Annotated in this window: 11 protein-coding genes; 2 read left to right on the top strand and 9 right to left on the bottom strand. The window is 61.4% G+C overall.

Annotation, left to right across the window (positions count from 1 at the left end):
• Positions 1-444 precede the first annotated feature (444 nt).
• A complete protein-coding gene (locus tag HU742_RS25705; protein WP_186644546.1) occupies positions 445-786 on the top strand; it encodes a DUF6124 family protein in 342 nt (113 codons plus the stop codon).
• An 805-nt stretch (positions 787-1,591) separates the two neighbouring features.
• Positions 1,592-1,933: a DUF6124 family protein gene (locus tag HU742_RS25700; protein ID WP_186644545.1), complete on the top strand. Its 342-nt coding sequence runs from the start codon at positions 1,592-1,594 to the stop codon at positions 1,931-1,933.
• Between the two features lie 91 nt (positions 1,934-2,024).
• Here the strand turns inward: HU742_RS25700 and mdoH are convergent, their stop codons facing one another.
• The 9 genes from mdoH to hutH form a co-directional block, all read right to left on the bottom strand.
• Entirely contained in the window at positions 2,025-4,595 is a 2,571-nt protein-coding gene (mdoH, locus tag HU742_RS25695) for a glucans biosynthesis glucosyltransferase MdoH (RefSeq protein ID WP_186638764.1), read from the bottom strand.
• Entirely contained in the window at positions 4,588-6,330 is a 1,743-nt protein-coding gene (locus tag HU742_RS25690) for a glucan biosynthesis protein G (RefSeq protein ID WP_189664450.1), read from the bottom strand. The genes mdoH and HU742_RS25690 overlap by 8 nt, the downstream gene beginning before the upstream one ends.
• 350 nt (positions 6,331-6,680) lie before the next feature.
• Positions 6,681-7,118, bottom strand: a complete 438-nt coding sequence (gene dtd / locus HU742_RS25685; protein ID WP_186638768.1) for a D-aminoacyl-tRNA deacylase — start codon at positions 7,116-7,118, stop codon at positions 6,681-6,683.
• A complete protein-coding gene (gene pip / locus HU742_RS25680) occupies positions 7,115-8,086 on the bottom strand; it encodes a prolyl aminopeptidase (RefSeq protein WP_003196909.1) in 972 nt (323 codons plus the stop codon). Before pip ends, dtd begins: the two co-directional genes overlap by 4 nt.
• Positions 8,087-8,191: 105 nt before the next feature.
• Positions 8,192-9,103, bottom strand: coding sequence for an alpha/beta hydrolase (locus tag HU742_RS25675; RefSeq protein ID WP_186644544.1), 912 nt, complete (start codon positions 9,101-9,103; stop codon positions 8,192-8,194).
• Between the two features lie 166 nt (positions 9,104-9,269).
• A complete protein-coding gene (locus tag HU742_RS25670) occupies positions 9,270-10,217 on the bottom strand; it encodes a choline ABC transporter substrate-binding protein (RefSeq protein ID WP_186644543.1) in 948 nt (315 codons plus the stop codon).
• Between the two features lie 262 nt (positions 10,218-10,479).
• Positions 10,480-11,283 (bottom strand): N-formylglutamate deformylase, encoded by an 804-nt coding sequence (gene hutG / locus HU742_RS25665; RefSeq protein WP_186644542.1) that lies wholly within the window; start codon positions 11,281-11,283, stop codon positions 10,480-10,482.
• Between the two features lie 11 nt (positions 11,284-11,294).
• Complete coding sequence (gene hutI, locus HU742_RS25660) at positions 11,295-12,497, bottom strand: imidazolonepropionase (protein WP_186644541.1); 1,203 nt, start codon at positions 12,495-12,497, stop codon at positions 11,295-11,297.
• Between the two features lie 73 nt (positions 12,498-12,570).
• Entirely contained in the window at positions 12,571-14,109 is a 1,539-nt protein-coding gene (gene hutH, locus HU742_RS25655; protein WP_186644540.1) for a histidine ammonia-lyase, read from the bottom strand.
• Positions 14,110-14,113 lie beyond the last annotated feature (4 nt).

Genomic DNA, 14,113 nt, shown 5'->3' with positions numbered 1-14,113 from the left:
TGCCGAGCCTTAGCGAGGCACCGAGTGGTGGGGCAAAAGCGTTTTGCTTACTTTTGCGCTTCTCAAAAGTGAGCCGTCGTAAGGACGGAACCATAAGCAGCCGTTACCTAAATAACGGATATACATACAAAAATACCTGCGTCCCATAATCCGTCATCCCAAGGCTACGGAGTCTTGCGCCATTGCCTACAACTACGCCAGAATCCGCCGGCTTGTGCGCCTTGGCCCTGGGCTCTAACGTTTGCGGGTCGCTGTCAGTTCAGCGATCGGGTTTAGCAGCTCGGCATACTATCAAGGCACGCAGCTCCGCTTTATGGCGGCTGTGCGTGGGGCACTTCGGTGCGCCGGGTCCCTTGATTCCTGGTCTGCTAACCCGCGTACTGCCGCCACCCTTCTCGTTTAGCAGCGATGTCTGGCGGCTCCATCAATCAAGGAGCGTCAACCATGCACAAGGTCACACCTAACCCGCCAGAACCAGAAACCGACCCCAAGAAACTCCAGGAAGCTTCTGATCGCGCGCTCGATTACTACCTGAACCCCAAACAGGCCAAATCCGAGAATAAACCGTCGCCAGGCCAGCTCTTCACCATCGTAGACGGCATCGACACCGAAAGCCTGCTGGCCAACCTCAGCGAAACCCTGGCCTCAGCCGACGCCATGATCAACGACCTTGCGTTCGACCTGAAAGGCTCGCGGCGCCATGTTGCCTTCGGCATTCAGCAACTGATCGAACTGAGTAGGTTATTGGCAAACCGGATGTTGGATAGCGTCAATCCGCAACATTGACCGCACCACAAAATCGGGGGCGGCTGCGCAGCCCAGCGGGAGCAAGCTCCCTCGCCACGGGTTAATGCGGCCGCCAACGTAAAATGTCGAATGTGTAAGCTGTTAGCGAACAAACCCGTTCCCACAGGAGAAATGCAGTCCCACCCAAACCAGGTCGGCTATAAGGCCGCCTCGCGGTGGACTTTGATCTCGGGCGCCCCGTTAACCACGCTGGCCGAACGCAGGCATTGTGGAGTGGGCACCTCGGCATGGATGCCGAGGTAGCCGCGCTGGACCATGGATGGTCCTTCGCGGCGGGCCCACGGAGCAATGCCTTCGTTCGGGCATGCCGAGCCTAGGCGAGGCACCGAGTGGTGGGGCAAAAGCGTTTTGCTTACTTTTACGCTTCATAAAAGTGAGTCGCTGTAAGAGCGAAACCGTAAGCAGCCGTTACCTAAATAACGGATATACATACAAAAACACCTACCTCCCACAATCCGTCATCCCAAGGCTACGACGTCTTGCGCCATTGCCTACAACTACGCCAGAATCCGCCGGCTTGTGCGCCTTGGCCCTGGGCTCTAACGTTTGCGGGTCGCTGTCAGTTCAGCGATCGGGTTTAGCAGCCTGGACAATCCTAGACGTACGCTCTCCACATGCGTGAGCAGGCTTCAGCGCCTGCGCATCTATGTCATGGCGGTTGTGCGTGGGAGACCTTCGGGTCTGCCGGGTTCTAGGGTCCCGGTCTGCTAACCCGCGCACAGTCGCCACCCATTTTCGTTTAGCAGCGATATCTGGCGGCTCCACTACCCTAGGAGCGTCAACCATGCACAAGGTCACACCCAACCCGCCAGAAACAGAAACCGACCCCAAGAAACTCCAGGAAGCTTCTGATCGCGCGCTCGATTACTACCTGAACCCCAAACAGGCCAAATCCGAGAAGAAACCGTCGCCAGGCCAGCTTTTCACCGTCGCCGATGGCATCGACAACGAAAGCCTGCTGGCCAACCTCAGCGAAAACCTGGCCTCAGCCGACGCCATGATCAGCGACCTTGCGTTCGACCTGAAAGGCTCGCGGCGCCATATTGCCCTTGGTATTCAGCAACTGATCGAGCTGAGTGGCATGCTGGCAAACCGAGCACTGGACAACGTCAATCCACAACCCTGACCTTGCCACGGGCGGTGATCAAGAACTCATATAACGCCCAACAAAAAGCCCCGCTTCCTTCCAGAAGCGGGGCTTTTTGCGTATCACGCCATCAAGCCAGTTGAGGCTGTACGCTCACCGGCTGTAGCGGCAGCAACGGTGCATGGGGATCGGCTTTCACCGATTCACGCCACGCCGCCAACCACTCGGGATGCGCCTCGCTCCAGACCTGCTCATGCAGACGGGACAAGGCCACCGGATCACTCAGCAGCGCCAGTCGCTCGGCGTTGTTGAGGCCCTCTGGGCCGACCTTCAGGGCGTGACGAACGCGTTCGACCCGCAGCCATTCGATCGGCTCGGCCTGGCCGTGACGCGAAGTGGCCAGCGCATACGCCAGGGCGTTTTGTTGCGGGTCGACCACTGCCCGGATGAAGCCGTCGTTCAGGGCATGCCAACGGTTTTCATGGGTGTACTGGTCAGTCGACAGCAACTCCTGCGGCGGTGCGTATTCCTCAGGAATCAGGAACAGGCTTTCATCACGGGATTTCAAGCCCAGGCCCACACGGCTGGAAATCACCGAGACTGGGATCGACAGCATCAAGGAGCCCACGATCGGCACCAGCCACCACAGGAAGCTTGGGTTCAGCCAGATCACCAGCAAGGCCCAGAAGAAGCCCAACAGGGTTTGTGGACCGTGGCGCTTGACCGCTTCGCTCCATGGCGTGGAGTCATCATCACGCTTGGGCGAATTCCAGGTCGCGGCCCAGCCCAGGAAAGCAGCAAGGACGAAGCGAGTGTGGAAAATCATCCGCACCGGCGCCAGCAGCATGGAGAAGAACATCTCCAGCAGCATCGACAGGGTCACCTTGAACTTGCCGCCGAACTCCTTCGCGCCTTTTGCCCAGATCAGGATGATGCTCAAGAGCTTGGGCAGGAACAGCAACACGATCGTGGTGGAGAACAGCGCGATGGCTTTTTCCGGATGCCACTGCGGCCATAGCGGATACAGCTGGCGCGGCTCCAGGAAGTATTGCGGTTCCATCAGTGTATTCACAGCCAGCAGCGCGGTGGACAGCACCAGGAAGAAGAACCACAGCGGTGCCGACAGGTAGGACATCACGCCGGTCAGGAACACCGCACGGTGCACCGGGTGCATGCCCTTGACCAGGAACAGCCGGAAGTTCATCAGGTTACCGTGGCACCAGCGACGGTCACGCTTGAGTTCGTCCAGCAGGTTCGGCGGCAGCTCTTCGTAGCTGCCCGGCAGGTCATAGGCAATCCACACGCCCCAGCCGGCACGGCGCATCAGCGCGGCTTCGACGAAGTCGTGGGACAGGATCGCTCCGGAGAACGCACCTTTACCGGGCAACGGCGCGAGGGCGCAGTGATCGATAAACGGCTTCATGCGGATGATCGCGTTATGGCCCCAATAGTGCGATTCGCCCAACTGCCAGAAGTGCAAACCGGCCGTAAACAAGGGACCGTACACCCGAGTGGCGAACTGCTGCATGCGCGCATACAGCGTATCCATGCCCGAGGCGCGTGGCGCGGTCTGGATGATGCCCGCGTCCGGCGTGGCTTCCATCAGCCGTACCAGGCTGGTCAGGCATTCGCCGCTCATGACGCTGTCGGCGTCGAGCACGACCATGTACTTGTAGTCGCTGCCCCACCGACGGCAGAAGTCGTCGAGGTTGCCGCTCTTGCGCTTCACGCGGCGACGGCGACGACGGTAGAAGATCTTGCCGAAGCCACTGGTTTCACGGCAGACGTCCATCCAGGCCTGCTGTTCGGCGACACAGATATCGGTTTCGTTGCTGTCGCTGAGTACAAAGAAGTCGAAGCGATCCAGGTCACCCGTGGCCGCGACGGACTCGAAGGTGGCGCGCAGGCCGGCGAATACCCGTGGCACGTCCTCGTTACAGATCGGCATTACCAGCGCAGTGCGGGCGTCCTTGGGAATCGGCTCGTTACCGGCGCTGGCGCCGGAGATACGGTACTTGTCGTGCCCGGTGAGCAGTTCGAGGAAGCCCATCAACGCGGTCCAGAAACCCGCCGATACCCAGCAGAACAAGATCCCGAACAAAATCAGGATGCTGGTTTGCAGCGCATACGGCAGCACTTGCGTGGCCGTCTGCAACAGCGGTTGGTGCAGCACTTCGTCCAGGTCCACCAGCGACCAGCCCTGGTACGGCATGATGCCTTTCATGTACCAGCCGGCAACGATGGTCTGGCCGAGCATCAGGATCAGCAGGATGTAGCGGCGGATCGAGCCTACGGTCCGCCAACGCGCGTGCGGCAATACGCGCTCGTCCTTGGGCGGTTTCGGCGGGTTGGTGCGGCCAGTCAGGCGGCGCCAGGCGCGCACCAGGATATTGGTGCGCCACGGCTCCGGCACGACCTTGGTCCGACGAATTGGCGGAGTCGCCTTCAAGCACACCCGGCCGCTGGAATCGAGGGCCAGCATTTCGGCTTCCTCGAGTTCCTCGGCAGTGCTCAACGTCAGGCGACGGCCCACCGAGGCTTGCGCCGCCTCGTTGGGTGCATCGAATGTCGAAGAAGCCAGGCGTTCGTGCAATTCGCTGAAAGACTTGCAGCCCGCCAGCTCGGCGCGCTGCTCATCGGTCATCGGCAAATGGGCCAGATACTCGCGAAGAGATTCTGGTTGTACGGAAGTATTACTCATCGGCAGGCAACTGGTAGCTCCAGGTCTCGGTCAGGACTTGCTCAGTCTGTTCCGGTTCCTGCGGGGTTGTGGTCGGCTCGGCAGCGGCGGTGGACGCCTTGACGGCCTTGGTTTCTTTCTGCTCGCCGGCTTGCTCGTTGGCTTTCTCTTTTTCGCTCTGCTGCTTGGCGACCTTGTCGGCCTTGGCCAGGGTCGTCACCGAATGCGAGGTGGCAGGCAGCTCGACAGGAACCAGAGGGCGGACCAACGCGGCACGCATCTCGGTCGCCTTGCTCGGATCCTTGATCTTCAAGCGCAGCGTCAAGCGCCAGCCCTTGGTTTCAGGGTTGTAGCGCACGCTGTTCTCGACGATCTCGCCGTTGTCGCCAATGCTCACCTGGCTACGCACATCGGCGTCTTCAGGCAGGGCTTGCAGGGACGGACCTTCGAAATCCACCAGGTAGGCCACGCTGCCGTCCGGCTGACGGATCAGATTGGACTGCTTGACGTCACCGGTGGAACGCAGGGTCTGTTTGACCCAGGCACTGTCCGGCGAGTGCAGGCTGGCTTCGTCGAGTGTCCAGTGCAGGCGATAGGCAAAGTCCAGCGGCTGGCCTGGCTCAGGCAGTTTTTCCGGGCTCCAGAAAGCAACGATGTTGTCGTTGGTCTCGTCGGCGGTCGGGATCTCAACCAGGTTGACGGTGCCCTTGCCCCAATCGCCTTTCGGCTCGATCCAGGCACTTGGGCGTTTTTCGTAGCGGTCGTCGAGATCTTCGTAGTGGCTGAAATCGCGGCCGCGCTGCAGCAAGCCGAAACCACGCGGGTTTTCTACCGAGAAGTTGCTCACGGCCAGGTGTTTCGGGTTGTTCAGCGGACGCCAGATCCACTCGCCGTTGCCGGCATGGATGGACAGGCCGCTGGAATCGTGGAGTTCACGACGGTAGTTCAGCACCTTGGACGGCTGGTTGGCGCCGAACAGGAACATGCTGGTCAACGGGGCGATGCCCAGCTTGTTGACACGATCACGCAGGAACACGCGGGATTTCACATCGACAACGGTATCGGTGCCCGGACGAACGGTCAGGCGATAGGCGCCGGTGGCCCGTGGCGAATCCAGCAGGGCGAAGATTACCAGGTGCTTGTCGGTCGGTTTTGGACGCTGGATCCAGAACTCGCGAAAGCGCGGGAACTCTTCACCGGATGGCAATGCGGTGTCGATGGCCATGCCACGAGCGGACAAGCCATAGACCTGACCCTTGCCGATAACGCGGAAATAGCTCGCGCCCAGCATGGTCATGATTTCGTCTTGCTTGTCGGCCTTGTTGATCGGGTACAACACGCGGAAACCGGCGTAGCCCAGCTGTTCGGTAGCCTTGGGATCGAATTTGACGTCGCCGAAATCGAAACGTGTCGGGTCGTACTTGATCTCGTCGACAGTGGTCGCAGTGATTTCGTTGATCTTCACCGGCGTATCGAAATGCATGCCTTGGTGATAGAAGGACAACCGGAACGGGGTCTTCTGGTCGGCCCATTCAGCTTTTTCGGTGCGGAAACGGATTTTCTGATAATCGGCGAATTTCATTTCGCGGAATTCGTTCGGCAGATTGCTGCGCGGGGCTTCGAATTTCTGCCCGGCCAGTTCTTGTGCCTTCGCCGATACATCATCCAGGCTGAATGCCCACAGTTGGCCCGCGCCAAACAGGCACAACAGGGCGGAGCCCGCTACCAGAGCGTTTCTAAACCGTTTGGCAGTCATTTTTGGTGCATTACAGGGACTAACAATCACGAGCAACCCTCGCCGAAAACAGATCAAAAAACCAACGGCCAGATAAAGTATCTGCACGGTAACGGCGCTGAAAAACCGTTCCTGCGGACCACTCTTGCCAAGTTGGCGAGCATTGTTCCGACTCCGATGGGACAAAATGATTCCCCAAACGGTTCAGGACAAGTCTCTACCTAAGTCAAATGGACCAGCGAACGCTGGTCCCCCGTAGCGCGCGATTATCTAGTAGGCCGCGTGACAACGCATCAGGGCTAGCAAAGTATTTATCGAGAAAACTCCGTGTTTTGACTCGAAACCGGACCGAAAAGATGTTTCAAACGCTTTCAGACCTGTAACAGAAAGGTTACCGGGCCATCATTGACCAGATGCACTTGCATGTCGGCGCCGAATCTACCTGATGCCACGGTGCCATGCACCTGTTTCGCCTGGCTCAGTAGATAGTCGAAGAGTTCTTCACCGAGCGCAGGCGGCGCGGCGGTCGAAAAACTCGGACGAAGGCCGCTTTTGGTGTCCGCCGCCAAGGTGAATTGCGACACCAGCAGCAATCCACCCCCGACATCCGCCAGGGACAGGTTCATCTTGCCCTCGGCGTCGCTGAACACCCGGTAGTTAAGCAGCTTGTGCAGGAGTTTGTCGGCGCTGGCGCGGGTATCTCCCGGCTCGACGGCGACCAGTACCAGCAAGCCGTGGTCCACGGCCCCGACGATCTCGCCAGCGACTTCGACCCGGGCACCGCGAACCCGCTGCAGCAGCCCCTTCATGCTTCTTCGGGTGGCAAGTCGAGCAGGCGCCGGGCCATTTGCGCGGCGGCGCGCACCAGCGCATCGGTAATCCCTGGCTCCGAAGCGGCGTGACCGGCGTCGCGGATCACCTGCAGTTCGCTGTTGGGCCAGTTCTGATGCAACTCCCAGGCATTGTCCAACGGGCAGATAACGTCGTAGCGGCCATGGACGATGACGCCCGGCAAATGGGCGATCTTGCCCATGTCGCGAATCAACTGGTTGGGTTCAAGGAAAGCGTTGTTGGTGAAATAGTGGCATTCAATCCGGGCAATCGACAGCGCCCGCTGCGGCTCGGAGAAGCGATCGACCACCAGCGGGTTCGGGCGCAGGGTCGCGGTGCGGCCCTCCCAAGTAGACCAGGCCTTGGCCGCGTGCATTTGGGCGATCTGGTCGTTACCGGTCAGGCGCTTGTGGAAGGCGCTGAGCAGGTCGTCGCGTTCGTCCAGCGGAATCGGTGCGATGTAGTCCTGCCAATAGTCAGGGAACAGGCGACTGGCGCCGGCCTGGTAGAACCACTCGATTTCCTGCGGCCGGCAGAGGAAGATCCCCCGCAGAATCAAGCCATGCACCCGCTCCGGATGGGTCTGGGCGTAGGCCAGCGCCAACGTCGAGCCCCAGGAGCCGCCGAACAGCACCCACTTTTCGATGCCCAGGTGCTTGCGGATGCGCTCGAGGTCTTCTACCAGATCCCAGGTGGTGTTGTTTTCCAAGCTGGCGTGAGGGGTCGAACGACCACAGCCGCGCTGGTCGAAAGTGACAATGCGGTACAGGTTCGGATCGAAGTAGCGGCGGCTCTGTGCATCGCAACCCGCCCCAGGGCCGCCGTGGATGAACACCACCGGCAGGCCTTCCGGCGAACCGCTTTCATCGACATAGAGCGTGTGGGTGTCATCGACAGCCAGATCGTGCCGGGCATGGGGTTTGATCTGCGGGTACAAAGTCTGCATTGCGCGCTCCGTAAGGGGTCGAGTCATCCCTGTGGGGACTTCTATTTAGTCTGCCGTCCGGCATCATAAACCCGAATTACCAGAATGAGCATGCTCCCTGCGCAGTCAAAGCGTGTCAGCCAGATACGCCAGCAGCGTGCGATACAGCTGATCGACCTCTGGCACCTGGTTCCGGCCGCGCAGACAACCATGGACGAGGCCTTCCCCGACATAGAGTTCAGAGGTGACTCCTGCGGCGTTCAGCCGCTCGCTATAGAGGACGCCGTCGTCGCGCAGCGGATCCCATTGCGCGACGGCGATCAGCGCCGGTGGCAGGCCGCCCAGGTCATCGGCGAGCAACGGCGCGGCATAGGCCGAGGGTTGCGCACTCTGCAGGTATAACGCGTCATAGCGTTGCAGATCGTCGCTGCTCAAGAGCGGCGCATCGAAACATTCATTGCGCGACGGCAAATGAGCAGGACCGCCGAGCGCCGGGTAAACCAGTACCTGAGCCTTGGGCAGAGGCCGGCCTGCATCGCGCAAGGCCAGGCACAACGCAGCGGCGAGATTGCCGCCGGCGCTGTCACCGACCACCACCCTGCGACGTGGATCGATGGCAAATGGTGCATCCGCCAGATGACACCACACCGCGAAACAGTCTTCGAAACCGGCCGGGAACGGATGCTCCGGGGCCAGCCGGTAATCGACCGCCAATACCAACGCGCCAAGCTCAGCTGCTAATTCCATGCAGATGAAGTCGTGGGAATCCAGGTCCCCCACTACCCAGCCACCACCATGCAGATAGAGCATGCACGGCCAGCCCGCGAGCGGCGGCGCCATGCGCGGGTGATAGGCCCGGATGGCCACGCCGGCCAACTGCAAATCCTCGACCGCAAGCGTTGGCGGACGCGGCGGGGTAAACGCCCGGCACATCTGGCTGTAGGCCTGGCGCGAACCGGCGAGGCTATCGTCCGGGCTGGTGAAGCCCAGGGTTTTGTCGATGAAGGCGGACATTGCCTGGGAGAGTGGGTAGGCCATCTTGGATTGCCATGCGTCGAAAGAGTATGTGGCTCAGCCGCTTTTGTGGCGAGGGAGCTTGCTCCCGCTCGGTTGCGTAGCGGCCGCAAAAAAAGCGAGGTCGGCTTCGCCACCCAGCGGGAGCAAGCTCCCTCGCCACGGGATTATCGCTGTCCTTGATACCGTGTCAGTTCTTGAGACTGGCCTGCACCGTCGCCATGCCATCCTTGCCATCGAAACTGGTCACGCCAGCGAGCCAGCGCTGCAAATCCTCGGGATGCTCGCGCAGCCATTGCCGGGCGACATCCTGAGGCGTCTTGCGCTCCATGATCGGAACCATCAACTGGCTTTCCTGGGCTGCGGTGAAGGTGAGATTTTCCAACAGCCGTTGCACGTTTGGACAGCGCTGGGCGTAGTCTGGCGCGGTCACGATGGAGACAGTCGCGGCACCTTCATTGGGGCCATAGACGTCCTCGCTGCCGGTCAGGTAGGTGATGTTCATGTTGATGTTCATCGGGTGCGGGGTCCAGCCGACGAAGACCACGAATTCCTTGCGATTCACTGCCCGCTGCACCGCCGCCAGCATCCCCGCCTCTCCGGATTCGATCAGCTTGAAATCCTTGAGGCCGAAGTGGTTGGTCTCGATCATGGTCTTGATGGTGGTGTTTGCGCCGCTGCCCGGCTCGATGCCGAAGATTTTCCCGCCGAGCTGATCCTTGAACCGCGCGATATCGGCGAAAGTCTTGAGCCCCGCCGTCGCTACATAGTCCGGTACCGCCAGTGTGGCCTGGGCATCGGCCAGGCTCGGTTTATCCAATACTTTCACCTGATTGGCGGCCAGGAACGGGGCGATGTTCTTGTCCATCGCCGGTTTCCAATACCCAAGGAAGATATCGAGGCGCTTGTCGCGAATGCCGGCGAAGATGATTTGCTGCACAGCGCTGGTCTGCTTGCTTTCGTAGCCCAGACCGGTCAGCAAAACATCGGCCATGCCACTGGTGGCGATCACGTCGGTCCAGTTGACCACGCCCATCCGCACGGATTGGCAGGACGCAGGTTCGGCGGCCATCGCCGCGGAGCTTAATAGAACGGTACCGCAGAGGATCGACAGACAGCGTTTGAACAGTCTTTTCATCGCAAGGGTCTCGGCGGCAGCGGATTGTTATAGGTCGGTGTCTTTGCGCACCGTGCCTGGAACATTACGCAGCGTCGAGGGGGCGCAGATGAACTGTGGCGACTCGGTTTTGCACGGTGGCGACAGGTTGAGGGGCTTGAAATGCTTTTGTGGCGAGGGAGCTTGCTCCCGCTCGGTTGCGTAGCGACCGCATAAAAGCGAGGGCGGCTTCGCCACCCAGCGGGAGCAAGCTCCCTCGCCACAACAGCCGCCTCACCTCGAATTAGCGTTTGTAGGCCCGTTGTCCCCACGCCAGGAAGCCTTCCAGTAACTCCCTGAGCACCACTTGAGTCGGCGCCGCCAGGTCGGGGCGGTAGTTGAACGGTTCGAACTCTTCCATGTAGGTGCTCTGGCACAGTTCCAGTTGCACGGCGTGGATGTCCTCGGCCGGGTTGCCGTAGTGCCGGGTGATGTGGCCGCCCTTGAAACGCCCGTTGAGTACGTGGGTGAACCGGTCGTGGCGGGCGCAGATGGCTTCGAGCTGGCTGGCCAGGGTCGGGTCGCAGCTGGCGCCGTTGAACGTGCCCAGGTTGAAGTCCGGCAGCTTGCCGTCGAACAGGTGCGGGATCACCGAGCGAATCGAATGGGCATCGAACAGCAAGGCATAGCCGAACTCAGCCTTGAGCCGCGCCAGTTCCTGCTGCAACGCCTGGTGGTATGGCATCCAGACCTGTTGCAGATACGTCGCTCGCTCCTCGGCCGAGGGCTCCAGGCCTTCGCGGAACAACGGCACGCCATCGAACAATGTCGCCGGGTACAAACCGGTGGTGGCGCCGACGTACATCGGCTTGTCATCGGCGGGGCGATTCAGGTCGACGACGAACCGCGAGTACCCTGCGGCCAGGGTGCTGGCGCCCAGCTCAGCGGCGAATTCGTAGAGCTTGGGAATGTGCCAGTCAGTGTCCGGCAGGCTCTGGGCTTCGGGGATCAACCCAGCCTCCACCGCCGGCGTCAGGCGCAGGCCCGCGTGGGGCATGCTGACCAACAGCGGCACGCGCCCTTGCTTGAAATTCAGGACCTTTTCCACAACCACTCTCCTCAATCGATTTCGACGCCGTGACGCACGACGCGTTTTTCCAGATCGCCACCGAGCCAGTACGCCAGGTCGGCCGGGCGGTCGATGTGCCAGGCGACGAAATCCGCCACCTTGCCGGCTTCCAGCGAACCGTGGGTGTCAGCCATGCCCAGGGCCTGGGCCGCGTGAATCGTCGCCCCCGCCAAGGCTTCTTCTGGCGTGAGGCGCAGACACGTGCAAGCCATGTTCAGCATCAGGCGCAACGACAGCGCCGGCGAGGTGCCGGGGTTGAGGTCGCTGGCCACAGCGATTTTCACGCCATGTTTGCGCAAGGCGTCCATGGGCGGCAGCTGGGTTTCGCGCAGGAAATAAAACGCCCCCGGCAACAACACCGCCACCGTGCCGGACGCGGCCATGGCCTTGGCATCGTCCTCGGTCATGAATTCCAGATGATCGGCCGACAGCGCCTGGTAACGCGCCGCCAGGCTGGAGCCATTCAGCGACGACAATTGTTCGGCGTGCAGCTTCACCGGCAGGCCAAGCCGTTGCGCGGTCAAAAATACTCGTTCGACTTGTTCCGGGGAGAACGCCAGGTATTCGCAAAAGGCATCCACCGCATCCACCAGCCCCTCGGCCGCCAGGGCCGGGAGCATCTCGCTGCAGATGTGCTCGATGTAGTCGTCGGCGCGATCCTTGTATTCCGGCGGCAAGGCGTGGGCCGCCAGGCAGGTGCTGCGCACGCTGACGGGCAACTCGGTGCCGAGGCGACGGATGACCCGCAGCATTTTGCGTTCACTGGCGAGGTCCAAGCCGTAACCGGACTTGATTTCCACCGTGGTCACGCCGTCGCGCATCAGGCTTTTCAGGCGTTTGGCGGCGCTGGCGAACAGTTCGTCTTCACTGGCCGCCCGAGTGGCGCGCACCGTGCTGGCGATACCGCCACCAGCAGCGGCGATCTCGGCGTAGCTGACGCCTTGTAGGCGCTGTTCGAATTCGCCGCTGCGGTTGCCGCCGAACACCGTGTGGGTGTGGCAATCGATCAGCCCCGGCGTGACCCAGGCGCCGTTGAGGTCGTTGACCGTCGGGTAGTCACCCGTCGGCAATTCGGCGCGCGGGCCGATCCAGTGAATGTGCTCGCCCTGGGTGACGATGGCGGCGTCTTCGATGCTCGAGTAGACGCCCTGGGCCATGGTGGCGGCGTGGCAGTTTTGCCAGAGGGTTTTCATTGACATCCTCCGTCAGAGCGGGACGCAGAGCGTCCCATGAGGCATTCCCACGCAGAGCGTGGGAACGATCGGATCAGCCTTGGAAACTCGGCAACAACGGCGCCGTGACCAATGCATTCAGGCACCGACTCGCCAGCAACTCAGTGGCCGCATTGATGTCTGGCGCAAAGAAGCGGTCCTTCTCGTAAAACGGCACCTCGGCACGCAACAGGGCCCGGGCCTGCTCCAGCTTGGCAGAGGTCTTCAAGCCGCCGCGCAAATCCAGCCCCTGGCAGGCCGCCAGCCATTCCACCGCGAGAATCCCCCGGGTGTTCTCGGCCATTTCCCACAGGCGCTTGCCGGCGGCAGGGGCCATGGAAACATGGTCTTCCTGGTTGGCCGAGGTCGGCAGGCTGTCCACCGAATGAGGATGGGACAGCGCCTTGTTTTCACTGGCCAGGGCCGCCGCGGTCACCTGGGCAATCATGAAGCCGGAGTTCACCCCGCCATTGGCCACCAAAAACGGCGGGAGTTGCGACATGTGCTTGTCCATCATCAGCGAAATGCGCCGCTCGCTCAGGGAGCCGATCTCGGCAATCGCCAGGGCCATGTTATCGGCGGCCATCGCCACCGGTTCGGCGTGAAAGTTGCCGCCGGAAATCACGTCGCCCTCGGCGGCGAACACCAGCGGGTTGTCCGACACGGCATTGGCCTCGATCACCAGCACCTCGGCGGCCTGGCGGAACTGGGTCAGGCAGGCGCCCATCACTTGCGGCTGGCAACGCAGGGAGTACGGGTCTTGGACCTTGTCGCAGTTCTGGTGCGAATCGGAAACTTCGCTGCGCTCGCCCAGCAGATCGCGATAGGCAGCGGCGGCATCGATCTGGCCTTTCTGGCCACGGGCGGCATGGATGCGTGCGTCGAATGGCGAGCGCGAGCCGAGCACCGCTTCAACGGTGAGGCTGCCCAGGGCCAGGGCACCGGCGAACAGGTCTTCACCTTCGAACAGGCCACGCAGGGCAAACGCGGTAGAAACCTGGGTGCCGTTGAGCAGCGCCAGGCCTTCCTTGGCTGCCAGGGTCAACGGCGCGAGACCGGCGACTTTCAGCGCGTCGACAGCGGGCAGCCATTCGCCCTTGTAGCGGGCCTTGCCCTCGCCCAGCAGCACCAGGGACATGTGGGCCAGCGGCGCCAGGTCACCGGATGCACCGACCGACCCCTTGAGCGGAATGTGCGGGTAGACCTCAGCGTTGATCAGCGCAATCAGCGCATCGATTACCTGCCGGCGGATGCCGGAAAAACCCCGGCTCAGGCTGTTGACCTTAAGCACCATGACCAACCGCACCAGCGCATCGCTGATTGGTTTGCCGACACCGGCGGCATGGGACAGCACCAGGGAGCGCTGCAGGTTTTCCAGGTCCTCGCTGGCGATGCGGGTCGAGGCCAGCAGGCCGAAACCGGTGTTGATGCCGTAGGCGGTGCGATTCTCGGCGAGGATTTGTTCCACGCACGCAACACTGGCTTCAATTTGCGCCGACGCGCTGGCATCCAGGCTCAGGGTGACCGGGTGCTGATAGATGTCACGCAATTGAGCCAGGCTCAATTGGCCGGGAATAAGGTTCAAGGCAGTCATGTAG

The sequence above is a fragment of the Pseudomonas marvdashtae genome, from assembly GCF_014268655.2.
Classification (GTDB): domain Bacteria; phylum Pseudomonadota; class Gammaproteobacteria; order Pseudomonadales; family Pseudomonadaceae; genus Aquipseudomonas; species Aquipseudomonas marvdashtae.
Note: the sequence above shows the minus strand (reverse complement) of the source record. Positions and strands in the feature narration are given on the sequence as shown.